Here is a 22,992-nt window from a genome sequence, read left to right as displayed (position 1 = left end):
GGCAGGACCCCGGGGATTTGAGTGCCGCGGCCGGGGAGCCGGCAAGGCCCGGTACCCCGGCCGAGGGTGCCGAAAAAGGGGACGGTCAGAGGTTGGTGAGGTCCACCGGGATCCTCGCCTCGCAGCCGTCCCGCAGGACGGTCGCCTCGATCAGGCCGTAGGGCCGGTCGGCCGCGTAGTAGACCTCGTTGTCGTTCTTGAGACCGAACGGCTCCAGGTCGACCAGGAAGTGGTGCTTGTTGGGGAGCGAGAAGCGGACCTCGTCGATCTCGCCGCGGTTGTTGATGATGCGCGAACCCATCTGGTACAGCGTCTGCTGCAGCGAGAGGGAGTACGTCTCGGCGAAGGCCTGGAGCATGTGCTTCTTCGTCTGCTCGTAGGACTTCTCCCAGTTGGGCATCTTCTGCTCGTCGTCGGTCCAGTTGAACCGCCAGCGGGCGGAGACCTGGGTGGCCAGGATGCGGTCGTACGCCTCGGGCAGGGTGGTGTACCCGTCCTTGACGTAGCCCCAGAACTCCGAGTTGGTGGAGTTCATCACGACGAGGTCCTTGAGGCCGGAGACGACCTCCCACTGCTCGCCGTCGTAGGTGATCTGGGTGAGCCGGGTCTCCTGGCCCTTGCGCACGAACGAGTGCTTGACCGCGTCCGCGCCGGTGAACTGCGAGTTGGCGTCCGAGGCCTCGATGCGCTCCCAGGCGTACTCCTCGATGCGGATCCGGGCCCGGTGGATCGGCTCCTGCGAGGTCACGAAGTGGCGGGCGAGGTGGATGCCGAACTGCTCGGCCGACTCGATGCCGTGCTCCTTGGCGAACGCGAACACCGTGTTCTTGGTGGTGTCGGTCGGCAGGACGTTGGCGTTGGAGCCGGAGTAGTGGACCTCCGCCATGTCGCCGGAGAGCGACACCGAGACGTTGAGGTCCTTGATGTGGTGGGTGGCACCGTCCCGCGTGATCTTGACGACCCGGTTCTCGGCCTTGCCGTACTGGTTCTGTCCAAGAATCGTAGGCATGTGTAGCTAGCTCCCTCGGTAAACGGAGTAGCCGAACGGGTTGAGCAGCAGCGGTACGTGGTAGTGCTCGCCCGGTACGACGGCGAACGTGATCGCCACCTCCGGGAAGAACACGGCCGGTCCGCTGTCCCGATTCGCGGGGGCGTCCTGCTGCGCATCGGCTTGCTTCTTCGCGGTCTTCTCTTCGAAATACGGCTCCACGGCGAAGTCGAGCCGTACGTGTGTGGTGCCCTGCGGCAGCGCCGGCAGGTCCCTGCACCGGCCGTCCGCGTCGGTCGCGGAACCGCCGAGCGCCTGCCAGTCCGCTTCCCGGCCGGGGCGGGCGGCGAGCTGGACGGCGACGCCCTCGGCGGGCCGGCCGGCGCTGGTGTCCAGGATGTGGGTGGACACGGAGGCGGTGGTGCTGGTGCTCATGGTCTCAGGCGTCCTCTTCGACGAGTCGGGCGAGCCGGATGCGGTTGATCCTGCCCAGTTCGGTGCGGACGATCTCCCGCTCCCGCTCCGGCGGGTTGCCGAGCCTCGCCCTGGCCGCGTCCCGCATCTCCTCGCCGGTGCGGCCGGTGGCGCAGATCAGGAAGACATGGCCGAACCGCTCCTGGTAGGCCAGGTTCAGTTCGAGCATCTCCGCCTTGAGGCCGTCCGCGGCGCCGGCCATGCCGGACTGCTCCCTGGCCGAGGTGGGGTCGCCCGGCCTGGGGCGGCCGATCGGCGGGTGCCCGGCCATGGCCTCGGCGAGGTCCGTCGCGTCCAGCCCGGCGGTGGCGGCGTCGCTGGCGGAGTAGAGGGCCTCGGGGGTGGCGTAGGGGCGGGCGGCGAGCAGCTGCCGGGCCCAGGCCGTGGAGGCGCACGCCTCGTGGAGGGCGGCGAGCGCCGCCGGCCCCTCCAGGTCGTTGAACCGGGCCAGGCCCGGGGGCGTGGAAGTCGACGTCACGGGAGCCTCCGTGGCCGTGTGCGGCCTTCGTGCTGAACGGGCTGCCCGTTAGCTAACGCCCTCCGGAACCCGTCGTCAACACTTTGTTGAAAATTCCGCGTAACAACCCCCGGGGGCACACCGGGAGGGTCAGTTCTCCTTCTCGCGGTTGAGGTAGTTGTAGACGGTGAAGCGGCTCACGCCGAGCGCGCTCGCCACGGTCTCCACGCCGTGCCGTACGGAGAAGGCGCCCCGCGCCTCCAGTATGCGCACCACCTCCTGCTTCGCCTTGCGGTCCAGGTCGGCCAGCGGCCTGCCCTGCTTGCGCTCCATGGCGGCCAGGATGTGGTCGAGGGAGTCGGCGAGCTGCGGCAGCCGTACGGCGACCACGTCGACGCCCGCCCAGGCGAGCACGACGTCGTCGGGGCCGGCCTCGTCGGGCGGGAGCATCTCCCCGCCCATGGCGTCGACCAGCGGCTTCACGGCGGTGATGAAGGGCTCGTCCGCGTTTCCGGTCACTTGTCGCCGCCCTCCCCCACCACGTTGACCTGGAGCGAGATCCGGGTGGCGCCGGCCTCCAGGGCCCTGCGCAGCAGCGCGTCCACGGCGGTGAGCACGGCGTCGGAGCCGCCCTCCGCCGTGTTCCCGAACGGCCCGACGTCCACCGCGTCCAGTTCGGCCGCCTCGATGACCTCACGGGCGACCAGCGCGTGCGCGGGGGCCTCGTCGAGGTCGAACGGCTCGGTCGTGAACTCCACTCTCAATCGCACGCGCTCAACCTAACGCGCGGCGCCGGTGTTCGGGCAGCCCTCCGGGATCACCGGCCCTTGCGCAGGAAGCTCCGCAGCCGCCGCTCGGGCCAGGCGTTGATCACGTCGTCGGCGGTGAGCCAGCCCCGCTGGGCGGTGCCGATGCCGTAGCGCATGTTGGCGAGGTGCGGCACGGCGTGCGCGTCGCTGTTCACGGCGAACCGCACGCCGTACCGGCGGGCCCGCAGGATGTCCTCGTCGCGCAGGTCGAGGCGGTCCGGGTGGGCGTTGACCTCCAGGGCCGTGCCGGTGCGGGCGCAGGCGGCGAAGACCGCGTCGAGGTCGGCGTCGATGCCGGGCCGCCTGCCGATGAGGCGGGTGGTGGGGTGGCCGATGACGTTGACGTACGGGTTCTCGCAGGCCCGCACGAGCCGCCGGGTCAGCTGCTCGCGGCTCTGCCTGAAGTGCGAGTGCACGGAGGCCACACACAGGTCGAACCCGGCGAGGAAGTCGTCCGGCCAGTCCACCTCGCCCTCGGGGCCGATGTTCAGCTCGGTGCCGTGCAGCAGCCGCAGCCCGCCGCGCCGGCCCTTGGTGGGGTAGGTGCCGTCCAGCTCGCGCACCCGTTCGCGCTGGGCCAGCATCCGCTCGTCGGTCATGCGCTGCATGGCCAGGTCGGGTGCGTGGTCGGTGATCGCGTAGTAGGCGTAGCCGCGCGCGGCGGCCGCCTCGGCCATCTCCTCCAGCGGGGCGAGCCCGTCGGTGAGGTCGGTGTGGGTGTGCAGGTCGCCGCGGAGGTCGGCCTCGATGACCAGCTCGGGCAGCTCGTCGCGGAGCCCGGCCTCGATCTCCCCGCGGTCCTCGCGCAGCGTCGGCGGGATCCAGGGCAGGCCGAGGCGCGCGTACACCTCCTCCTCGGTCCCGGAGACGATCCTCTCGCCGCTCCCGGCGTCGAAGAGGCCGTACTCGGAGAGCTTGAGCTTCTGGTGCACCGCGATCTCGCGGGTGCGGATGTTGTGGGCCTTCGACCCGGTGAAGTACTGCAGCGCGGCGCCCCACGAGTCCGGCGGCACGACCCGCAGGTCGACGTTGAGCCCCTTGCCGGTGCGCACGGACGTCTTGGTCCCGCCCTGCCCGATGACCTCGGTGACGTACGGCAGCCCGGTGAACGCCTTCATGAGCGGGGCGGAGTCCTGCGCCGCGGCGAGGATGTCGATGTCACCGATGGTCTCGCGCATCCGGCGCAGCGACCCCGCGTACGCGCACCGCTCGCAGCCGGGCACGGCGGAGAGCGCACCGACGATGTCCTCGGCCAGCTCCATGGCCGCGTCGATCCGCACCCGTCCGCCGGAGGACCGGAGCAGTTCGATGCCGTGCAGGATGTTCTCCTCGGTCCTCGGCCCGAAGCCCTTGAGGTCGCGCAGCCGTTCGTCGCGGATGGCGGCGGCGAGTTCGTCCACCGAAGAGACGCCCAGCTCCTCGTAGACCACCATGGCCTTCTTCGGGCCGAGGGTGGGAATGGCTGTCAGCCGCCGGACCCCGTCCGGGATCCTCGCCCGCAGCTCCTCGACGGCGGCCACCGCGCCGCTGTCGAGGTACTCGCGGACCTTCTGGGCGATGGACTTCCCGACGTTCGGGATCTCCTGCAGCCCCTTGAGGTCGAGCGTGGCGACGTCGGCGTGGTGGCCGCCGACGGACCGGGCGGCCTTCTCGTAGACACGCGCCTTGAACGCGTCGCCGCCGGTGATCGAGATCAGGTCCGCGTACTCCTGGAGCAGCGCCGCCACCTCGTCATTGGACCGAGCCATGCCTTCAGGGTAGGGCGCCCGTTCTGCGCGGGCGCTCTTGACAGCTCTCCCCGGTCACAGGCAGTCTTCCATTAAGCAGAAATTAACTTCCACAATGTGGAAACAGAGACAGTGGAAGGGAGCGCCCACCCCCATGGGATTTGCAGAGCAGCGCTTCACCGTCAACCTGTCGATCCTCTTCACGGAACTCCCGCTCCTGGAGCGTCCCGCGGCCGCCGCCGCGGCCGGCTTCACCGCGGTCGAGCTGTGGTGGCCCTGGGTCGACTCCCCCACCCCCGAGCGCGCCGAGCTCGACGCGCTGCGGAAGGCGATCGAGGGCGCCGGCGTCCGGCTGACCGGCCTGAACTTCTACGCCGGACAACTGCCCGGCCCCGACCGGGGCGCGCTGTCGGTCCCGGGCGCGGAGTCGGAGAGGTTCCGCGCCAACATCGACGTGGCGGCCGGCTTCGCCCGCACCCTGGGCTGCCGGTCGCTCAACGCCCTGTACGGCAACCGCGTGGACGGCGTGGACCCGGCCGAGCAGGACGCGCTGGCCCTGGAGAACCTGGTCCGGGCGGCGGAGGCGGCTGACCGCAACGGGGCGGCCCTGCTGATCGAGGCGCTCAACGAGCCGGAGTCGCCGCGGTATCCGCTGGTGTCGGCGCCGGCCGCGGTCGCGGTCGTCGACAAGGTGAACGAGACCTCGGGACTCGGCAACGCCCGCTTCCTGATGGACCTCTACCACCTGTCGATGAACGGCGAGGACCTGCCGTCGGTGATCGAGCGGTACGCCGCGAAGACCGGCCACGTCCAGATCGCCGACAACCCCGGCCGCGGCGCCCCGGGCACCGGGTCGCTGCCGCTGGAGGACCTCCTGGACCAGCTGCACAAGGCCGGTTACGACGGCTGGGTGGGCCTGGAGTACAAGGCGGGGGCTTCGCCGAGCGCCGAGGCCTTCGGCTGGCTGCCGGTGGAACAGCGCGCCGCCCGTTGAGGTGACCGCCCCCGGGGGCCGCCGCCCCCGGCCCCCCGCTTCGACCTGAACGGCCTCGTCCTCGATCGCCGGACGGGCTGCTTCTGGCGACGCACGCCGAGCAGCAGACGTATCACAGCAGCCAGAGAGGCACCCCTATGAGCAGCTCCCTCCCCAAGATCGCCTGGATAGGCCTCGGCATCATGGGTTCCCCGATGTCCGAGAACCTGGTCAAGGCGGGTTACGACGTCACCGGCTTCACGCTGGAGCAGGACAAGCTGGACCGGCTGACCGCCGCCGGCGGCACCGCGGCCGGCTCGATCGCCGAGGCGGTGCGGGACGCGGACGTGGTCATCACCATGGTTCCCGCGTCCCCGCAGGTCGAGGCCGTCGCGTACGGCCCGGACGGCATCCTGGAGAACGCGCGGTCCGGCGCGCTCCTCATCGACATGTCGTCCATCACCCCACAGACCTCCGTCGACCTGGCGGAGGCCGCCCGGGACAAGGGCATCCGCGCCCTCGACGCGCCCGTGTCCGGCGGTGAGGCCGGGGCAGTCGAGGCCGTGCTGTCCATCATGGTCGGCGGCGAGCAGGCCGACTTCGACGCCGCGAGGCCGATCTTCGAGGCGCTGGGCAGGACCATCGTGCTGTGCGGTCCGCACGGCTCCGGCCAGACCGTGAAGGCCGCCAACCAGCTGATCGTCGCCGTGAACATCCAGGCGTGCGCCGAGGCCGTGGTCTTCCTGGAGAAGTCCGGCGTGGACCTGGCGGCCGCACTGGACGTGCTGAACGGCGGCCTGGCCGGCTCGACCGTGCTGACGCGGAAGAAGGACAACTTCCTCAGCCGCGACTTCAGGCCGGGCTTCCGGATCGACCTGCACCACAAGGACATGGGCATCGTCACGGACGCGGCCCGCAACGTCGGCGCCGCCCTGCCCGTCGGCGCCGTGGTGGCCCAACTGGTCGCGTCCCTGCGGGCGCAGGGCGACGGAGGCCTCGACCACTCCGCGCTGCTGCGCGCGGTGGAACGCCTGTCCGGCGCGCAGGTCTGAGCCGGACCCCATGACTTCCGGGCGGTGCCGGCGCCGACACCTGTCCTGTCGCGCCCAGGCTCCGGCACCGCCCGGAAATAACTTCAACAAACTGTTGACGCCCTGGCCGACCCGATCCTAGGCTCCACGAAGCGGAAATGAATTTCCGCTGACATTTGCACGGAAGGCCCACGATGTCGAAGCGCGTGCTCGCGCCCTGCAACCGCGAGCGGATTGTGGTGGGAGCACCTCCCCCGCCCTCAAGGCAGTGGGAGAGTGCGGTGCACGCCCGCGGCGGCGGCGCGTACGGCCACTTCGAGGTGACCGACGACGTCACCGGCTTCCCCCACGCCGACTTCCCGCGTACGGTCGGCCGGCGCACCGAGGTCCTCCTGCGGTTCTCGACGGTCGCCGACTCCCTCGGCGGCGCCGACACCGTTCGCGACCCGCGCGGCTTCGCCGTCAAGTTCTGTACGGAGGACGGCAGTCACGACCTCATCGGGAAAAACACCCCGGCGTTCTTCATCAAGGACCCGATCAAATTCCCCGACGTCATCCACTCGCGGAAGCGCGACCCGTTCACGGGCCGTCAGGAGCCGGACAACGCCAGGAACTACGAGCCGACCTCCTACGACGGCCCTGCGCAGACCGGCCGCCCCCTGTCGGCACCCCTCGCCGTGACCGGCCACCCGGGCACCCACGAGGCCCCGCTCCACACCAAGGACGACGACTTCTCCCAGGCGGGTGAGCTGTACCGCCTGATGTCCGCGGAGGAGCAGCGGCGGCTGGTGGCGAACATCGCCGGCAGCCTCTCGCAGGTCTCCCGCGACGACGTGATCGAGAAGAACCTGGCCCACTTCCGCGCCGCCGACCCGGAATACGGCAGGCGCGTGGCGGAGGCGGTCCGCGCCCTGCGCGAGGACTGACCCCACAGGCGGCCCGCGGCGGCCGACCGGCCCGGATGAGGGGTGGCCGGTCGGTGTCGGCGCGCGGGCGGGGCGAGGACCGCGGCGGCGTGCGAGCCAGTGCGGTGGTGAAGGACCCGAGCGCTCTTCCCGACCAGAGGGAGGAACGCCCCGGACTCCGTCGCACCCGCCGCGGTCCCAGCCATACCCCTGAACCCCGTCCGGCGGCGCGAACGTCCTGTCGCGCCCAGCCTCGCGCCGCCGGACGGCCACAGCGGCACAGAACCCCACGGGCTCCCCGAGCGCCGGATGCGGAACCGCCCGCGTCCGGCGCTTCGGCGTGCGTTTCCGGCCCCGCCGCAGGAGCCTTGTGGCATGACTGCACATCCACCGACCGAGTTCCCGCACATCGTCGTGCACGCCCCCGCCCTGGACGGCTCCCGGCGGGTCACCGAGGGCGACGTGACCCTGGGGATCGCCTCGCACCTCGACGACGTGATCGAGATCCTGCGACTGGCCGACCTGGACCGGATCGAGGTCGAGGAGAGCGACCTCATCGAGTGGCAGGGCGGCGGCCCGGACGACTGGCCGGGCCTGAGCGAGCACCCCGAAAGCTGAGGTACCGGGACGAAGAGACCGGCCGATCCTCAAATCAAGCTCTGAACTCTGTTCAACATGCTTCAACCGCCCGAGTCAGAGGGCATATTCACCTCACAAGGTGCCCGCCGGCACGGGGGCGGCGGGCACCGAGTCGTCCGCCACGCGAAACGGGCGGCCCATCCCCCGGATGGGCCGCCCGCTCTCGTCCGCGCCGGCTCAGACCTTCAGCGTCCTGACGGACGTGGGCGCGTGGCCGGGCTCGGTCGCGATCTCCTCGAACTCCACGACGTTCGAGATGTCGTTGGTGGTCGACATGGAGATGTTGGTGACGCGCTCCAGGATCGCCTCCACGACGACCGGCACGCGGTGCTCGGCGGCCAGTTTCTTGGCCTCCTCGAAGGCCGCGCCCAGCTCCGCCGGGTCGGTCACCCGGATCGCCTTGCAGCCCAGGCCCTCGGCGACCTTGACGTGGTCGACGCCGTAGACGCCCAGTTCGGGCGAGTTGATGTTCTCGAACTCCAGCTTGACCTGGAAGTCGATGTCGAACGCCCGCTGCGCCTGCCGGATCAGGCCCAGGTAGGAGTTGTTGACCAGGACGTGGACGTAGGGGATCTTGTGCTGCGCGCCGACCGCCAGTTCCTCCAGCATGAACTGGAAGTCGTAGTCGCCGGAGAGGGCGACGACGGACGCCTCCGGGTCGGCCTTGGCGACGCCCAGCGCGGCCGGGACCGTCCAGCCGAGCGGGCCGGCCTGGCCGCAGTTGATCCAGTGCCGGGGCCGGAAGACGTGCAGCATCTGGGCGCCGGCGATCTGTGAGAGGCCGATCGTGGAGACGTACCGGGTCTCCGGACCGAAGGCCTTGTTCATCTCCTCGTAGACACGCTGCGGCTTGATCGGGATGTCGTCGAAGTGGGTACGGCGCTGGAGGGTCGCCCGCTTCTCCTGTGCCGCGGCCGCCCACCGCGAACGGTCCGGGAGGCCGTCCGAGGCCTTCAACTCCCGCGCCACCGCGACGAAGAGCTCCAGGGCTGCCTTCGCGTCGGAGGCGATGCCGTAGTCGGGGGCGAAGATCCTGCCGATCTGGGTGGGCTCGATGTCGACGTGGACGAAGGTGCGGCCGGCCGTGTAGACGTCCAGTCTGCCGGTGTGGCGGTTGGCCCAGCGGTTGCCGATGCCGAGGACGAAGTCGGACTCCAGGAACGTCGCGTTGCCGTAGCGGTGCGAGGTCTGCAGGCCCACCATGCCGGCGTTGAGCTCGTGGTCGTCGGGCAGGACGCCCCAGCCCATCAGGGTCGGGACGACCGGGGTGCCGGTCAGCTCGGCGAACTCCACGAGGAGTCCGGCCGCGTCGGCGTTGACGACCCCGCCGCCCGCGACGATCAGCGGACGCTCGGACGCGTTCAGCATCCCGATCGCCTTCTCGATCTGGGCGCGGGTGGCGGCCGGCCTGTAGACCGGGAGCGGCTCGTACGTCTCCGGGTCGAACTCGATCTCGGTGAGCTGCACGTCGATCGGCAGGTCGACCAGGACCGGGCCCGGACGGCCGGAGCGCATCAGGTGGAAGGCCTGCTGGAAGACGCCCGGGACCTGCGCGGCCTCCAGCACGGTGACCGCCATCTTCGTGACCGGCCTGGCGATCGAGGCGATGTCGACGGCCTGGAAGTCCTCCTTGTGGATCACCGCGGTCGGGGCCTGGCCGGTGATGCACAGGATCGGGACGGAGTCGCCGGTGGCCGAGTAGAGGCCGGTGATCATGTCGGTGCCGGCCGGCCCCGAGGTGCCGATGCAGACCCCGATGTTGCCGGCCTGCGTACGGGTGTAGCCCTCGGCCATGTGCGAGGCGCCCTCGACATGGCGGGCGAGGGTGTGGTGGATGCCGCCGGAGGCCTTGAGCGCCGCGTAGAAGGGGTTGATCGCCGCGCCGGGCACACCGAACGCGTCGGTGACGCCCTCGCGCTTGAGAATCTCAACTGCCGCGCGGGCAGCGGTCATACGAGCCATCGAGAACTCCTGCTTTCGGCTGTCGGATGCCTGCTCCCGGCGCGCCCCGCGGTGAGCATCGTTTCCAGTGGTTCGAGTTATTCCGCATCATGGAAACTAACTTCTACTATCTGAAATCAATGTAGGTGCGGTGACGAACGTCGTCAAGGGACGGACAACCGGGCCCCGGCGGGAGCACCATGGGACGGCTGAAGCGACGCAACGCCTGAGGTGGGGCCATGTCCGAGAGCGTGCCGGTGCGCTGTCCGGCCTGTCGGCGCGAGCACGTCTACACCGCGCCCTCGTACCCGTGCGCCTGCGGCGCGCCGGTCACCCCGGACCTCGACGGCACCGCCGGGCCGACGCCGGTGGCGCACCGCGCCTGGGACGCGGACTGGGTGACGGTGAGCTGCGGGTCCTGCGGGCGGCGGGACCAGTGGCCGCAGCCGGAGCTGGGCTGCCCGTGCGGCGCGGTGCTGCGCATCGCGGTCGCCGGCGCCGCCTCCGCGCCGCCGGCGGGGCCCGAGCCGGAGCCCGGGATGCGGACCGCCTTCCGTCCCGTGACGATCCGCACCGCCCGGGACGCGGTCACCGCGGCCGCGCTGTACCTGCGCTGGCTCGGCTACCGGGACATACGGCGGGCCGACCAGCGGCCGCCGTCCGGCATCGGGCTGGCCGCCCGGGGGCTGGCGGCCCAGGTGGACCCGACCGTGCAGCCGGCTTCGCCGCGGGACGTGGAGTGCCTGTGGCTGACGGCGATGACGGAGGACGCGGAGTGCGCGTACTTCTCCCTCGCGGGGTACGCCGAGGAGGCCCTCGAGCGGGCCGACTCGCTGGGGGTGGCGCTGTTCGTGCTGGACTTCACGGGGACGCCTCAGCCGGTGAACGGGTGCGCCGACGACCTGCGCGGTCCAGGTGCCTGATCCGGCTGCCGGCCGGTGGGGGCCGGCCGCGCCCCCGCGCCCCTTACCGGGCGCTGACCCCTACGAGGCGCTATAGGTCTCCCTCAGTTCGATCTTGCGGACCTTGCCCGAGACCGTCATCGGGAAGTCGGCCAGGATCTGGATGCGGGTCGGCACCTTGTAGTGGGCGAGGCGGCCCTCACAGAAGGCGCGGAGGTCGTCCAGGGTGGGCGGGGCGGCCGGGTCGTGCGGGATGACGCAGGCGAGCACCTCCTCGCCGTACCTCTCGTGCGGCACCCCGACCACCTGGACGTCCCGGATCTTGGGGTGGGCGTAGAGGAACTCCTCGATCTCGCGCGGATAGATGTTCTCGCCACCCCGGATGATCATGTCCTTGATGCGGCCGACGATCTCGACGTACCCGTCCTCGCGCATCAGCGCCAGGTCGCCGGTGTGCATCCAGCGCCCGGGGTCGACGGCCTCGGCCGTCTTCTCGGGTTCGTTCCAGTAGCCGAGCATCACGCTGTAGCCCCGGGTGCACAACTCGCCCGACACGCCCCGGTCCTGCGTGACCCCGGTGGCCGGGTCGACGACCTTGACCTCCAGGTGCGGCAGCACCCGGCCCACGGTGCCGGTGCGGTGTTCCAGGTCGTCCTCGATCCGGGTCTGGAGCGAGACCGGTGACGTCTCCGTCATGCCGTAGCAGATGGAGACCTCCGCCATGTGCATCTCGGCGACCACCCGCTTCATCACCTCGACCGGGCAGGGCGAGCCCGCCATGATGCCGGTGCGCAGGGTGGAGAGGTCGTACCCGGCGAAGCCGGGCAGGTTCAGCTCCGCGATGAACATGGTCGGGACGCCGTACAGCGAGGTGCAGCGCTCCCGCTGGACCGCCTCCAGGGTGGCCTGCGGGTCGAAGGACGGGGCCGGGATCACCATGCACGCGCCGTGCGAGGTGGCGGCCAGGTTGCCCATCACCATGCCGAAGCAGTGGTAGAAGGGCACCGGGATGCAGATCCGGTCCTGCTCGGTGTAGGCGATCGACTCACCGACGAAGTAACCGTTGTTGAGGATGTTGTGGTGGGAGAGGGTGGCCCCCTTCGGGAAGCCGGTGGTGCCCGAGGTGTACTGGATGTTGATGGGGTCGTCGCAGGACAACTCGGCGCTGCGGGCCGCCAGTTCGGCGGCCCCGTCGGCTGATCCGCGCGCGGTCAGCGCATCCCAGCTCGGGTCCCCGATGTACACCGTCTCCCGCAGCTCGGGGCACCTGCCCCGCACTTCCTCCACCATCGCCCGGTAGTCGCTGGTCCTGTGCCGGAGCGAGGCGAACAGCAGGGAGATCCCCGCCTGGTTGAGGACGTACTCGGCCTCGTGGGTGCGGTACGCCGGGTTGATGTTCACCATGATCGCGCCGATCCGGGCGGTGGCGTACTGCACCAGCACCCACTCGGCGCAGTTGACCGCCCAGATGCCCACCCGGTCGCCCTTGGCGACCCCGCTCGCCAGCAGCGCGTACGCCAGCCGGTCGACGTCGGCGGAGAACCGGGCGTAGGTCCAGCGCCGGCCGGTCGGTACGTCCACCAGCGCCTCGCGGTCCGGCCAGGCGGCGACGGCCCGGTCCAGGTTGGCCCCGATGGTGTCGCCGAGCAGCGTGGTGGCGCTCGTGCCGTGGGTGTACGACGAGCTCACCGGAAGTCCTCCTCGCGGTACTCGTCGGCCGAGCCGGCGGCCGTGGCCTCGCGCAGCTCGATCCGGCGGATCTTCCCGGACACGGTCTTGGGCAGCGGGGCGAACTCCAGCCGCCGGACCCGCTTGTAGGGCGCCAGGACCTGCCGGGAGTGCTCGAAGAGCACCTTCGCGGTGTCCGGGCCCGGCTCCCAGCCCGCCGCGAGCACGATGTAGGCCTTGGGTACGGCGAGCCGCAGCTGGTCCGGTGCGGGCACGACGGCCGCCTCGGCCACCGCCTCGTGTTCGAGGAGCGCGCTCTCCAGCTCGAACGGGCTGATCTTGTAGTCGGACGCCTTGAACACGTCGTCGGCGCGGCCGACGTAGGTGATGTAGCCGTCCGCGTCCCGGGAGCCGATGTCCCCGGTGCGGTAGTAGCCGCCGGCCATCGCCTCCGCCGTGCGGTCCGCGTCCCCGTGGTAGCCGGTCATCAGGCCGACCGGCAGCGCCGACAGGTCGAGCGCGATCTCGCCCTCCGCCACGCCGGGGGCGCCGCTGACCGGGTCCAGGAGTTCCACCCGGTACCCCGGGCTGGGCCGGCCCATCGAACCGGTCTTCAGCGGCTGCCCGGGGCTGTTGGAGACCTGCACGGCCGTCTCGGTCTGCCCGAACCCGTCCCGGACGGTGACGCCCCAGGCCCGCCGCACCTGCTCGATCACCTCGGGGTTGAGCGGCTCGCCGGCCGCCACCACCTCACGGGGCGGGGTCGCCAGCCGGCTCAGATCCGCCTGGACGAGCATCCGCCACACCGTCGGCGGCGCGCAGAAGGACGTCACGCCGTTCCGGTCCATCTCGGCCATCAGCCGGCCCGCGTCGAAGCGCGCGTAGTTGTGGATGAAGACCGTCGCCTCGGCGTTCCAGGGGGCGAAGAGGTTCGACCAGGCGTGCTTGGCCCAGCCCGGCGAGGAGATGTTCAGGTGCACGTCACCGGGCTTGAGGCCGATCCAGTACATGGTGGCCAGGTGCCCGATGGGGTACGAGGTGTGGGTGTGCTCGACCAGCTTGGGGCGGGCGGTGGTGCCCGAGGTGAAGTAGAGCATCAGCGGGTCGTCCGCGAGGGTCGGGCCGTCGGGGACGAACCCGGCCGCGGCGGTGTACGCGTCCTCGTACGGCTCCCAGGGCCCCGTCTCCGACGGCGGCAGCCCGCCCACCGCGATCCGGGTGTACGCGCCCGGCACCTCGCTGAACTTGGCGGCGTCCGCGGCGCGCACGACCACGTGCCTCACCCGGCCCCGGCCCACGCGGTCGCGCAGGTCGGCCGGGCCGAGCAGCGGGGTGGCCGGGATGACCACGGCCCGCAGCTTCATCGCGGCCAGCGCGGTCTCCCACAGCTCGGCCTGGTTCCCGAGCATGACCAGGATGCGGTCCTCCGGTTCGACGCCCCGCGCGCGCAGGTGGTTCGCGACGCGGTCGGAGCGCTCGGACAGCTCGGCGAAGGACAGCCTCGTCTCCGAGCCGTCCTCCTCGACGATGTGCAGGGCGGTGCGGTCGTTGCCCGCGGCGATGACGTCGAACCAGTCCAGCGCCCAGTTGAAGTGGTCCGGACGCGGCCAGGTGAAGCCCTCGTAGGCGGTGGCGTAGTCCGCACGGTGTGCCAGCAGGAAGTCCCGTGCCCTGCGGAAGTCCTCCGTCGCACTCGTCATACGCGTCTCCTTCAGTACCGGACCATTGCCGGGCAGCTCTCTGGCATCGTGTAATCCGTGATGCAGGTCTCACTACCCCCGAACGGGGGTGTGGACCGCACCGGGCCGGGGTCGAAGGGGCAGGACAGGTGGCAGCAGAGGTCGCGGGGGCGGTGGAGATACGTGGTGCGCTGTCCAGACTCCGGCGCACCACCGGGCTTCCGACCGCCTTCGGCGGGCTGGTCGAGGCGGGCCGGACCCAGGTCCGGATCAGCGAGCTGACCGGCACCAACACGGCTTCACTGCGCTCGCTCGCGGTCAGCTCGGGCAACGGCCTGGGCGGCAGGGCGGTCGCCCTGGCCCGCCCCTGCGCGGTCGTCGACTACTCGGCCTCGCAGCAGATCAGCCACGAGTACGACATCCCGGTGGCGGCCGAGGGCCTCCGCTCGGTGCTCGCGGTACCGGTGGTGGTGAGGCGCCGGGTGCGGGGCGTGCTGTACGGCGCGCTGCGCACCGCCCAGCCGCTGGGCGACCGCACGCTGGGCGCGGCGGTGGCGGCGGCCCGGGACGTGGAGCAGGCGCTGGTCGTGCAGGACGAGGCCAGGGGGCTGCTGGCGGCGGCGCGGCCGGCACCGGGCGCCGTACCGGATCCGGGGGCCGTCTGGGAGCAGGTGCGGGAGGCGCATGCCGCGCTGCGGGCCCTGGCGCCGCGGATCACCGACCCGGAGCTGCGCGCCGAACTGCTGGCCGCCTGCGGGCTGCTGGCCTCACCGGCACCGGCTGCGGAGGCCGAGGCGGTGCTGGCGCCCCGCGAGGTGGACGTGCTGGCGTGGGTGGCGGCCGGGGCGACCAACGCGACGGTGGCCGAGCGGCTGGGGCTGCGGCCCGAGACGGTCAAGGGCTACCTGCGCTCGGCGATGCGGAAGCTGGGCGCGCACACCCGGGGGGAGGCGGTGTCGGCGGCTCGTCGGACGGGGGTGTTGCCATAGCCGGAGGGGACCCATTCCATTCATGCGGACGCGCACTGAATTGCCATATGCGAAGCCCCTGTTATTTCCCTCACCACGCCGTTCGGCCGGATTTCGGGGTTCATTGCCTAGAATTTGGCCCGGACACGACACACGAGGGGAGCGGTGACCGTGCGACGGGACTTCCAGGAGCCTGCCCGATGCCGCCCCGACCTGGTCATCGGCCGGGCGGAGCTGTTCGCGGCCGCCCGGGAGCAGCTCTCCTCGGGGGGCAGCGTCCTCCTGCACGGGCCCGCCGGAATAGGCAAATCGACCGTCCTGCGGGCGCTCGACGCGGAATACGCCGGCACCGCCCGCACCGTGTTGCGCTGCTCGGCCACCGAGTCCGAATCCCATCTTCCGTTTCTCGCCCTCGCCGACCTCTTCGGCCTGGTCCTCGACGACGTCGCCGCCCACCTGCCCGGCGCCCAGCGCACCGCCCTGGAGTCGGCGCTCACCGGCCGCGGCGAGTCCACCCTCCAGCGCGACGGCCTCGCCCTGCGCCTCGCCGTGCTGTCCACGCTGCGCGTGCTGGCCGCCGAGGGGCCCGTACTGATCGTCGCCGACGACCTCCAGTGGCTGGATCCGGCCAGCGCCGAACTCCTCGGCTTCGCCGCCCGCCGCCTCGGCGGCACCCCGGTCCAACTGCTCAGCGCGGTCCGCACGGAGGGCCAGGAGTACGACCGCCACCTACGCGCGTCGCCCCCGGACACCGTCGCCGTCCGTCTCGGCGCGCTCAACCGCAGGCAGGTCTCCGAACTCCTCGACCACCGCGGCCACGCCGGGCTGAGCCGGTCCACGGTCCGGGAGATCCACCGCACCAGCGGCGGCAACCCGCTGTTCGCCCTCGAACTCGGCCGCGCCCTCGCCGAGAACCCGACGCCGCCCCGCCCCGGCGAACCGCTGCCGGTGCCGACCTCGCTGCGCGCCCTGGTGCTCAGCCGCCTCGACATGCTCTCCGTCGAGGCCCGCCGCACCCTGCTGGTGGCCAGCGCCGGCGCCCGGCCCACCCAGGCCCTGCTGCACGCGGCCGGCCGGGAGAACGCCGAGGCCGAATGCGCCCAGGCGGCCGAACTCGGGCTGCTCGCCACCGAGCCCGAGGGTCCCGCCGTACGGTTCGCGCACCCCCTCATCTCCGCCGCGCTGTACGCGGAGGCACCCGCCCAGGAGCGCCGGGCCGCGCACGCGGCGCTGTCCACGGCCGCCTCCGACCCGATCGAGCGGGCCCGGCACCTGGCGCTGGCCACCACCGGCACCGACCCGGAGGTCGCCGACCGGCTCGCCGAGGCCGCGACCGAGGCCCGGGACCGGGGCGCCCCCTCGGTGGCCGCGCAGATCGGCCTGCTCGCCGCCCGGCACACCCCCGGCGACAACACGCCCACCCCGGTCGAACGCCGGCTCCAGGCGGCCGAGGACGCGACCAGCGCGGGCGAGATCGACCTCGCCCAGGACATCGCCCGCGAGGTGCTCACCCACGCCACCCGCCCGGCGGACCGGGTGCGGGCCTGGATCCTGGTGATCGACTCCGCCGGCCACACCATGACCGAGGTGGACGCGGCCTTCCCGCACGCCCTCGCCGACGCCGGCGACGACCCGCGGCTGCTCGGCAAGGTCCACTACCAGCTGGCCTGGCGAGCGCTGATCGTGGGCGGCGACTTCACCGAGGCCCGGCAGGCGGCGGCGCACTCCGCCTGCCTCGCGGCCGAGGGCGGCGACCGGCGCACCGAACTCCTCGCGCTCTCCCTGCAGGCCCAGGTCGAGACCCTGATGGGCCACCCGGCGGCGCCCGCCACCATCAAGCGTGCCCTGAAGGAGCCCCAGGACCCGAACGTGGCCTGCCACCACAACGGGGCGGGCAGCGCCAGGTTCCGCTGGCTGGTGATGGGCGACCAGCTGGCCGAGGCGCGCACCACCGTCACCGCCCTGCTGCGCGAGGTCCGCAGGCGCGGACAGGTGGAGAGCGAGGTGCACTTCCTGCGCGGGCTCGCCGAGACCGAGCTGCGCTCCGGGCACTGCGGCCGCGCCCTCGACCTGGCCCGGGAGGGCCTGCACCTCGCCCACGACTCCGGGATCGGCGAGACCGCCTCCGCGATGCTCACCTCGCTGGCCGAGGCGTCCGGCGGCGACGTGGACCGGGGCCTGGCACTGGCCAGGGAGGCGGTGGAGCACGCCGAGCAGGACGGCGACACGATGTACCTGTCCCGGGCCCTGGGCGCCCTCGGATACGCCCAGTTGGTGGCCGGCGACCCGGCCGGCACGGTCCGCTCGCTGCGCCGGGTGCGGGAGCTGGAGCAGAGCCTCGGCATCACCGACCCGGCCCGTGGCCGCTGGCAGGGCGACCTCGCCGAGGCACTCGTCCGGGTGGGTGAACCCGCCGAGGCGCAGGACGTCATCGACGTCACCCGTCAGCACGCGCTCAGGCTCGGCCGGGAGAGTGTCCTCGCCGCGCTGGACCGGGCCGAGGCGCTGGTCCGGGCCGCGCACGGGGAGCGCGACACCGCCGTCACCCTGCTGACCTCGGCTCAGGACCGGTTCGCCAAACTGGGCTACGGCCTGGAGGAGGCGCGGGCCGCGTTCGCGCTGGCCGCACTGCGCGAGCGGCGCTCCCCGACGGCGTTCGACGAGGCCACCCGGCTGTTCCGGCGGTGCCGGGCGCTGCCGTGGCTGCGGCAGGTGGACGAGGCCGTCTCGGCGCCGGAGCCGCCGGTCGAGGCGCCCGCCGCGCTCGACGCCCTGGACGGGCTGGCCGCGATGGAGCGTCAGGTCGCCGCGCTGGTGATGGAGGGCGCCACCAACCGGGAGATCGCCGCCCGGCTGTTCATCAGCGTCAAGACGGTGGAGGCCACGCTCACCCGGGTCTACCGCAAGCTGGGCATCCGATCGCGCGTGGACATAGTCCGTTTGGCCGCGGGGCGACGCGCGAAGTGAGAGCCCTCCCGGTTAACTGAGGCGGACCGAGGGTTTTCCCTCCCCCATCCCCCTAGGGGGTTCCCTCATTGGGAGGGTGGGGTTCCGGGTCCTAGCTTATGGATGTGCCGCTCGCCCGGGCATACGGGGGTCGGTCCCGCGACCCCCGTGCTGCACCCCCCACACCCGCGCGACCCCCACCGGCAACCCCCACTGAGGAGACTCATGTTCGGGCACCACCGCGCAAGAAGGTCCGCCGCAGTCCTGGTGGCCACCGCCGCCGCCGCGGCGACCGCGCTGATCGCGTCCCCCACCGCGTCAGCCGCCCCCCAGCCGATCGTCGGCGGCACCACGACGACCACCACCGCGTACCCGTTCATGATGCAGATCACGGACGCGTCCGGCAGCCAGTTCTGCGGCGGCACCCTGGTGTCGGCGACCAAGGTGGTGACCGCCGCGCACTGCATGGAGGGCGAGTCCACGAGCAGCGTCCGCGTGGTCGGCGGCCGCACGTACCTCAACGGCACCAACGGCACGGTCAGCAAGGTCAGCAAGATCTGGATCAACCCGGACTACACGGACGCCACCAACGGTGACGACGTGGCCGTCCTGACGCTGTCGACGGCGATGTCGTACACCCCGGCGTCGTACGTGACGTCCTCCCAGACGAGCGTGTACGCGGCCGGCACCACGGCCCGCATCCTCGGCTGGGGCACCACCTCGGAGAACGGCAGCTCCTCCAACCAGCTGCGGACCGCGACCGTCCCGATCGTGTCCGACTCCAGCTGCAAGAGCTCCTACGGTTCGGACTTCGTCCAGACCGACATGGTTTGCGCCGGAAACACGTCCGGCGGCGTAGACACCTGCCAGGGCGACAGCGGCGGTCCCCTGCTCATCGGGGGCGTCCTGGCAGGGATCACATCCTGGGGAGAGGGGTGCGCGGAGGCGGGTTACCCGGGTGTCTACACCCGGCTGACCACCTTCTCGAACCTGGTGACCGCACAGGTCAACTCGTAACCAGAAGGTCTCCCGAGGATCTCTCGGGTGAGTGACCGGGGGGCGTTGCGGGCTACCACGAGCAGCCCGCAGCGCCCCCTATCCATACGGGTGCCCACCGGTCCGCGGCGAGCTTCCCCGCGGTGCCCCAGCTGTCGGCAGGGACCTCGTGGATCCAGACCTGCACGGTCTCGGCGGGGATCTTGTACGCGTCGACGAACGCGTCGGTGACGCGCCGGACGAGGTCCCGCTCGAGTTCGGGGTCGCGGGGCCCTGCTGGACGGTGACGATCGGCATCGCTGAACTCCTCCGCGTGGGTGGTCCGTTCGGGGTCCTGTCCGGAGTCCGGCCCGGAGCGGGAGGTCCGCCGCGGTTGGCGGCGCCCCCGAAGCGGCGCCGGGGGTGCCCCCGGTCTTCGGCCGGGCGGAGGAACTGTGCGACCAGCCCCGACGGGGCCGCAGTCGGCGGACGGCATGTCGCGGCATCTCCGGCGCAGCGCCGGGCGGTCGGGCGGTCTCGCCGACACTCATCGCCCTGCTGGGGCCACGACGGTCCCGAACCGGATGTCGTAGCGCTCGCCGGGGTGCAGGGCGGTCAGCATCCGCTCGCCCTCCTCCAGGATCGCGGCCCGCTCGGCCGCCGTGCCGCCCGGCGGTGCGAACGTCTCGACGACCAGGGCGTCCTCCGTCAGCTTCCACACACCGGCCAGGAAGCCGTCCACGAGCAGGGTGCGGTGGGCCTGGTTGCCCCGCCAGGCGCGGCCCCGGTGCTCGGGGGGCACGACACGGGTGCGGTCGGCGTGGGAGAGGAGGAGGTTGTCGAACTCGGGCAGGAAGCGGGGCGGGGCCGGGGTCGCGGGGTCGGGGCGGGGCGCGTCGGGGAGGTCGAAGACCTCGGTGCCGGTCTCGTCCCGGAAGGTGAGCAGGCGGGGCCGCAGTCGTTCGAAGGCCGTGCCGAGCCGGGTCAGTCCGGCCCAGGTCTGCATGTCCCTGACGGAGGCCGGGCCGAAGGCGGCGAGGTACCGCAGAACCGCGGCGTCCGTGGCCTCGGCGGCCGGCGCCTGCTCGGCGGGGCGGCCGAGCCAGTGCTCGGCGGTGGTGAGGGCGACCTGCCCGGACCGGCCCCACAGCCCGCGCGGGGTGACCTGGACGAGGGGCAGGGTGCAGCGGGCGGCGACGGCGAGGGACTGCGGGTCGGCGTCCGGCCACTCGGCGCGCAGCGCCTCGCGCAGCCCGGCCATGGTGCGCGGCTCGGCCTCGACCAGGTCCCGGGCGAGCGCGGCGAGCCGGTCCAGGTCGACACCGGCGAGCCCCTTGCGGAACGCGGTCAGCTCCCGGCTCCGGGCGGGCTGGACCAGCGGGCGCAGGGTCAGCGCGTCGGCGGCGGTGTGGGTGTGGATGGTCGACCGCAGGGTGACGATCCGGACCACTTCCCGGTCGGCCATCAGCCGGGAGAGCTGCTCGGGGGCGAAGCCGTCGAGGCGGGCGGCGAGGGCGTAGTACGGCGGCTTGACGTTCTGCGCCTGGAGGCCGACGAGGTGCGCCACGGCCTCCCGCGCCGACCGGGGTGAGCGGCGCAGCAGGAGCTGGCGGTCGAGGGTGGCGCGGTTGAGGGCGCGGGTGCCGAGGACCGGGCCGGACGGCTGGTTCTTCATACCGGCACGCTAACGTCGAACGAGGACAGATCCTGTCCGCTGTCCTCGCCGCATCTCTCACCGAATCCCGTCCTCGATTCCCTCCGCCGGGCCCGTATGCCCCGTATATCCTGCGACGAGACTCACCGATCACGTGTGATCACTCCGACCACGCGGATCACACCGTCCACGCCGATGCAGGCTCCACCGAGAGGCGGCCGCGATGTCCGAGCGACGCCCCAGCCCCGTGTCGAAGAACGCCACGAACGGCCGGAACGGCCGGGGCACCAGAAGATCGGTCTGGCGCCGCGCCCTGCCCCAGGAGCGGGACGACACGGCCGAGCTGCCGGCGGCCGGGGCCGCGTCGGGCGGGGAGTCGGCCGAGCCGCCGAGCGTCGTGGAGGCGGCGCTCTACAGCGACGGGGTGCGGGTGTCGACACCGGCGACCCTCGCGGAGACGTACCGCGAACTGCGCGACACGCCCTCGGGCATGGCGTGGATCGGCCTGGCCCGGCCCACCTCGGACGAACTGCTCTCCCTGGCCAGCGAGTTCGACCTGCACCAGCTCGCGGTCGAGGACGCGATGGAGGCCCACCAGCGGCCGAAGCTGGAGCGGTACGGCGACACGCTCTTCGTGGTCCTGCGCGCCGCCCGCTATCTGGACGCGCCGGAGGAGGTGGACTTCGCCGAGCTGCACGTGTTCGTCGGCCCCGACTTCGTGATCACGGTCCGGCACGGCGGGGCTCCGGACCTCTCGGCGGTCCGCCGCCGTATGGAGGACTCCCCCGACCTGCTCAAACTCGGCCCGGAGGCGGTCCTCTACGCGATACTCGACGCGGTGGTCGACGGCTACGCGCCGGTCGTCGAGGGCGTCCAGAACGACATCGACGAGATCGAGACGGAAGTCTTCCGCGGCGACCCGTCGGTCTCCCGCCGCATCTACGAACTCTCGCGCGAGATGGTCGAGTTCCAGCGCGCGACCCGCCCTCTCGTCGGCATGCTGCACGGCCTGATGGCCGGCTTCACCAAGTACGAGACCGACGAGGAACTCCAGCGCTACCTCCGCGACGTCGCCGACCACGTCACCCACATCAGCGAACGCGTGGACGGCTTCCGGCAGGCCCTCACCGAGATCCTCACGGTCAACGCGACCCTGGTCACCCAGCAACAGAACGCGGAGATGAGGGCGTTGGCGGAGGCGGGGTTCGAACAGAACGAGGAGATCAAGAAGATCTCGTCGTGGGCGGCGATTCTGTTTGCTCCGACGCTGGTTGGAACTATCTACGGTATGAACTTCTCACACATGCCCGAGCTGCATTGGGGGTTCGGATACCCCTTCGCGATCGGCTTGATGGGGGTTGTATGCGCCAGTTTGTACGTGATTTTCAAGCGACGGGACTGGCTTTAGGGATGAGAGCACCCACCCATGCGGAGCTTCGCTGTTTACTCTCGCACCTGGCAAAATTGGGGCACGAACGGGCTCTGGGGAGTCCGTGGGGAGAAGTGATGTGGATGATCTCCTCGCCCTCACGAGGTCACGCCCCTGACCTGGCCTTTTGAGCGCCTGTCAACGCTGGGGAGAATCCGGGGAGAATCGAATGCCGCTACCCGCCTCCGCCAGGCACAACGAACCCGCCGTGTCTCGCCGTTCCCCGGTTTCCGCCGCGCCGACCTCCCCTGCGGCACGTGACGGAGAGTCACCGAACGAGTGGCAGGAACCGACTGTGGAGCGGCGTCGAGCTTGTGGGCGAGGGGACTCCGGTGGCCGGACGCGTGAGCGGCGGGCCGGGGCACAGCCGCACCCGTATCGAGGTGACCGACACCGCTCCACGGTCGGTGCTCGCCCTCCTGCCCGCCACGGCGACGGAGGAGTCGGGGCGCGGCCTGACCGTCATCGACGCGCTGTCCGATCGCTGGGGCGTGGACCGGTCTCCGGACCGCAAGACGGTCTGGTGCGAACTGCGTGCTTAGGAGGTCGGGGACCCCTGCTTGACGGACTGCTGCCGCTCCGCCGTCGTGGACCCGGTCCCGGGGTCGTCTCCCGTGACATTGAAGGTCGCGAGGTACTCCACCGTGCCGCCGAGGAGCCGATGTCTAGGTAGATGGGGAGGGTCTGGTCCCCGACCTTCGCGGTCAGCCGGAAACCGAGAGCGCTCTAGGTGTATTGACCCGAAGCGTTGTTCACACGGCTGATCGGTGGGTGGCCGCCGAGTGCGGTGTGGCAGCGGTGGTGGTTGTAGGTGTGCAGAAAGTCTG

Annotated in this window: 20 protein-coding genes and 2 pseudogenes; 10 read left to right on the top strand and 12 right to left on the bottom strand. The window is 71.7% G+C overall.

What is annotated here, in order from left to right:
- Positions 1–85 precede the first annotated feature (85 nt).
- The 6 genes from pucL to polX form a co-directional block, all read right to left on the bottom strand.
- Entirely contained in the window at positions 86–1,009 is a 924-nt protein-coding gene (gene pucL, locus AB0472_RS28165; RefSeq protein ID WP_366360257.1) for a factor-independent urate hydroxylase, read from the bottom strand.
- A gap of 6 nt (positions 1,010–1,015) precedes the next feature.
- Entirely contained in the window at positions 1,016–1,423 is a 408-nt protein-coding gene (gene uraH / locus AB0472_RS28160; protein ID WP_366360255.1) for a hydroxyisourate hydrolase, read from the bottom strand.
- Positions 1,424–1,427: 4 nt separating this feature from the next.
- Positions 1,428–1,940, bottom strand: coding sequence for a 2-oxo-4-hydroxy-4-carboxy-5-ureidoimidazoline decarboxylase (uraD, locus tag AB0472_RS28155; protein WP_366360253.1), 513 nt, complete (start codon positions 1,938–1,940; stop codon positions 1,428–1,430).
- Between the two features lie 129 nt (positions 1,941–2,069).
- Positions 2,070–2,438: a helix-turn-helix domain-containing protein gene (locus tag AB0472_RS28150; RefSeq protein ID WP_366360252.1), complete on the bottom strand. Its 369-nt coding sequence runs from the start codon at positions 2,436–2,438 to the stop codon at positions 2,070–2,072.
- Positions 2,435–2,689 carry a hypothetical protein gene (locus AB0472_RS28145; protein WP_366360250.1) on the bottom strand — a complete coding sequence of 85 codons (255 nt, stop codon included), beginning with the start codon at positions 2,687–2,689 and terminating at the stop codon, positions 2,435–2,437. Before AB0472_RS28145 ends, AB0472_RS28150 begins: the two co-directional genes overlap by 4 nt.
- Before the next feature lie 47 nt (positions 2,690–2,736).
- Positions 2,737–4,476, bottom strand: a complete 1,740-nt coding sequence (gene polX / locus AB0472_RS28140) for a DNA polymerase/3'-5' exonuclease PolX (RefSeq protein WP_366360248.1) — start codon at positions 4,474–4,476, stop codon at positions 2,737–2,739.
- A gap of 133 nt (positions 4,477–4,609) precedes the next feature.
- Here polX and AB0472_RS28135 point away from each other — a divergent pair, with 133 nt between their 5' ends.
- From AB0472_RS28135 to AB0472_RS28120, 4 genes and pseudogenes are all read left to right on the top strand, one after another.
- Entirely contained in the window at positions 4,610–5,449 is an 840-nt protein-coding gene (locus AB0472_RS28135; protein WP_366360246.1) for a TIM barrel protein, read from the top strand.
- 137 nt (positions 5,450–5,586) lie between these two features.
- Positions 5,587–6,480, top strand: coding sequence for a 2-hydroxy-3-oxopropionate reductase (locus AB0472_RS28130; protein ID WP_366360245.1), 894 nt, complete (start codon positions 5,587–5,589; stop codon positions 6,478–6,480).
- Between the two features lie 260 nt (positions 6,481–6,740).
- Positions 6,741–7,385, top strand: a pseudogene (locus tag AB0472_RS28125) (catalase); the annotation flags it as partial.
- A 354-nt stretch (positions 7,386–7,739) separates the two neighbouring features.
- Complete coding sequence (locus AB0472_RS28120; RefSeq protein WP_351958711.1) at positions 7,740–7,982, top strand: hypothetical protein; 243 nt, start codon at positions 7,740–7,742, stop codon at positions 7,980–7,982.
- Positions 7,983–8,180: 198 nt separating this feature from the next.
- On the opposite strand, the gene gcl is transcribed toward AB0472_RS28120, so the two are convergent.
- A complete protein-coding gene (gcl, locus tag AB0472_RS28115; RefSeq protein ID WP_366360243.1) occupies positions 8,181–9,965 on the bottom strand; it encodes a glyoxylate carboligase in 1,785 nt (594 codons plus the stop codon).
- 218 nt (positions 9,966–10,183) lie between these two features.
- Between gcl and AB0472_RS28110 the strand changes: the two genes are divergently transcribed.
- Positions 10,184–10,867 (top strand): hypothetical protein, encoded by a 684-nt coding sequence (locus AB0472_RS28110; protein ID WP_366360241.1) that lies wholly within the window; start codon positions 10,184–10,186, stop codon positions 10,865–10,867.
- 60 nt (positions 10,868–10,927) lie between these two features.
- Here the strand turns inward: AB0472_RS28110 and AB0472_RS28105 are convergent, their stop codons facing one another.
- A complete protein-coding gene (locus AB0472_RS28105) occupies positions 10,928–12,535 on the bottom strand; it encodes an AMP-binding protein (RefSeq protein WP_366360240.1) in 1,608 nt (535 codons plus the stop codon).
- Positions 12,532–14,214 carry an AMP-binding protein gene (locus tag AB0472_RS28100; protein WP_366360238.1) on the bottom strand — a complete coding sequence of 561 codons (1,683 nt, stop codon included), beginning with the start codon at positions 14,212–14,214 and terminating at the stop codon, positions 12,532–12,534. Before AB0472_RS28100 ends, AB0472_RS28105 begins: the two co-directional genes overlap by 4 nt.
- A gap of 128 nt (positions 14,215–14,342) precedes the next feature.
- Between AB0472_RS28100 and AB0472_RS28095 the strand changes: the two genes are divergently transcribed.
- From AB0472_RS28095 to AB0472_RS28085, 3 genes are all read left to right on the top strand, one after another.
- Positions 14,343–15,182, top strand: a complete 840-nt coding sequence (locus AB0472_RS28095; RefSeq protein ID WP_366360236.1) for a LuxR C-terminal-related transcriptional regulator — start codon at positions 14,343–14,345, stop codon at positions 15,180–15,182.
- A 144-nt stretch (positions 15,183–15,326) separates the two neighbouring features.
- Positions 15,327–18,128, top strand: a complete 2,802-nt coding sequence (locus tag AB0472_RS28090) for an AAA family ATPase (RefSeq protein WP_366360234.1) — start codon at positions 15,327–15,329, stop codon at positions 18,126–18,128.
- 204 nt (positions 18,129–18,332) lie between these two features.
- Positions 18,333–19,124 carry a serine protease gene (locus tag AB0472_RS28085; RefSeq protein WP_366360232.1) on the top strand — a complete coding sequence of 264 codons (792 nt, stop codon included), beginning with the start codon at positions 18,333–18,335 and terminating at the stop codon, positions 19,122–19,124.
- Between the two features lie 52 nt (positions 19,125–19,176).
- Here the strand turns inward: AB0472_RS28085 and AB0472_RS28080 are convergent, their stop codons facing one another.
- Positions 19,177–19,578 carry a 4-oxalocrotonate tautomerase family protein gene (locus AB0472_RS28080; RefSeq protein ID WP_366360231.1) on the bottom strand — a complete coding sequence of 134 codons (402 nt, stop codon included), beginning with the start codon at positions 19,576–19,578 and terminating at the stop codon, positions 19,177–19,179.
- A 51-nt stretch (positions 19,579–19,629) separates the two neighbouring features.
- Complete coding sequence (locus AB0472_RS28075; protein WP_366360229.1) at positions 19,630–20,757, bottom strand: winged helix DNA-binding domain-containing protein; 1,128 nt, start codon at positions 20,755–20,757, stop codon at positions 19,630–19,632.
- Between the two features lie 202 nt (positions 20,758–20,959).
- Here AB0472_RS28075 and AB0472_RS28070 point away from each other — a divergent pair, with 202 nt between their 5' ends.
- Entirely contained in the window at positions 20,960–22,144 is a 1,185-nt protein-coding gene (locus AB0472_RS28070; protein ID WP_366360227.1) for a magnesium and cobalt transport protein CorA, read from the top strand.
- Between the two features lie 353 nt (positions 22,145–22,497).
- On the top strand, positions 22,498–22,707 hold the full coding sequence (locus tag AB0472_RS28065) for an ATP-binding protein (RefSeq protein ID WP_366360225.1): 210 nt from the start codon (positions 22,498–22,500) through the stop codon (positions 22,705–22,707).
- A 184-nt stretch (positions 22,708–22,891) separates the two neighbouring features.
- Here AB0472_RS28065 and AB0472_RS28060 read toward each other — a convergent pair.
- A pseudogene (locus AB0472_RS28060) lies at positions 22,892–22,992 on the bottom strand (IS481 family transposase); the annotation flags it as partial.

The organism is Streptomyces sp. NPDC086777 (assembly GCF_040702065.1).
Lineage (GTDB): Bacteria > Actinomycetota > Actinomycetes > Streptomycetales > Streptomycetaceae > Streptomyces.
Note: the sequence above shows the minus strand (reverse complement) of the source record. Positions and strands in the feature narration are given on the sequence as shown.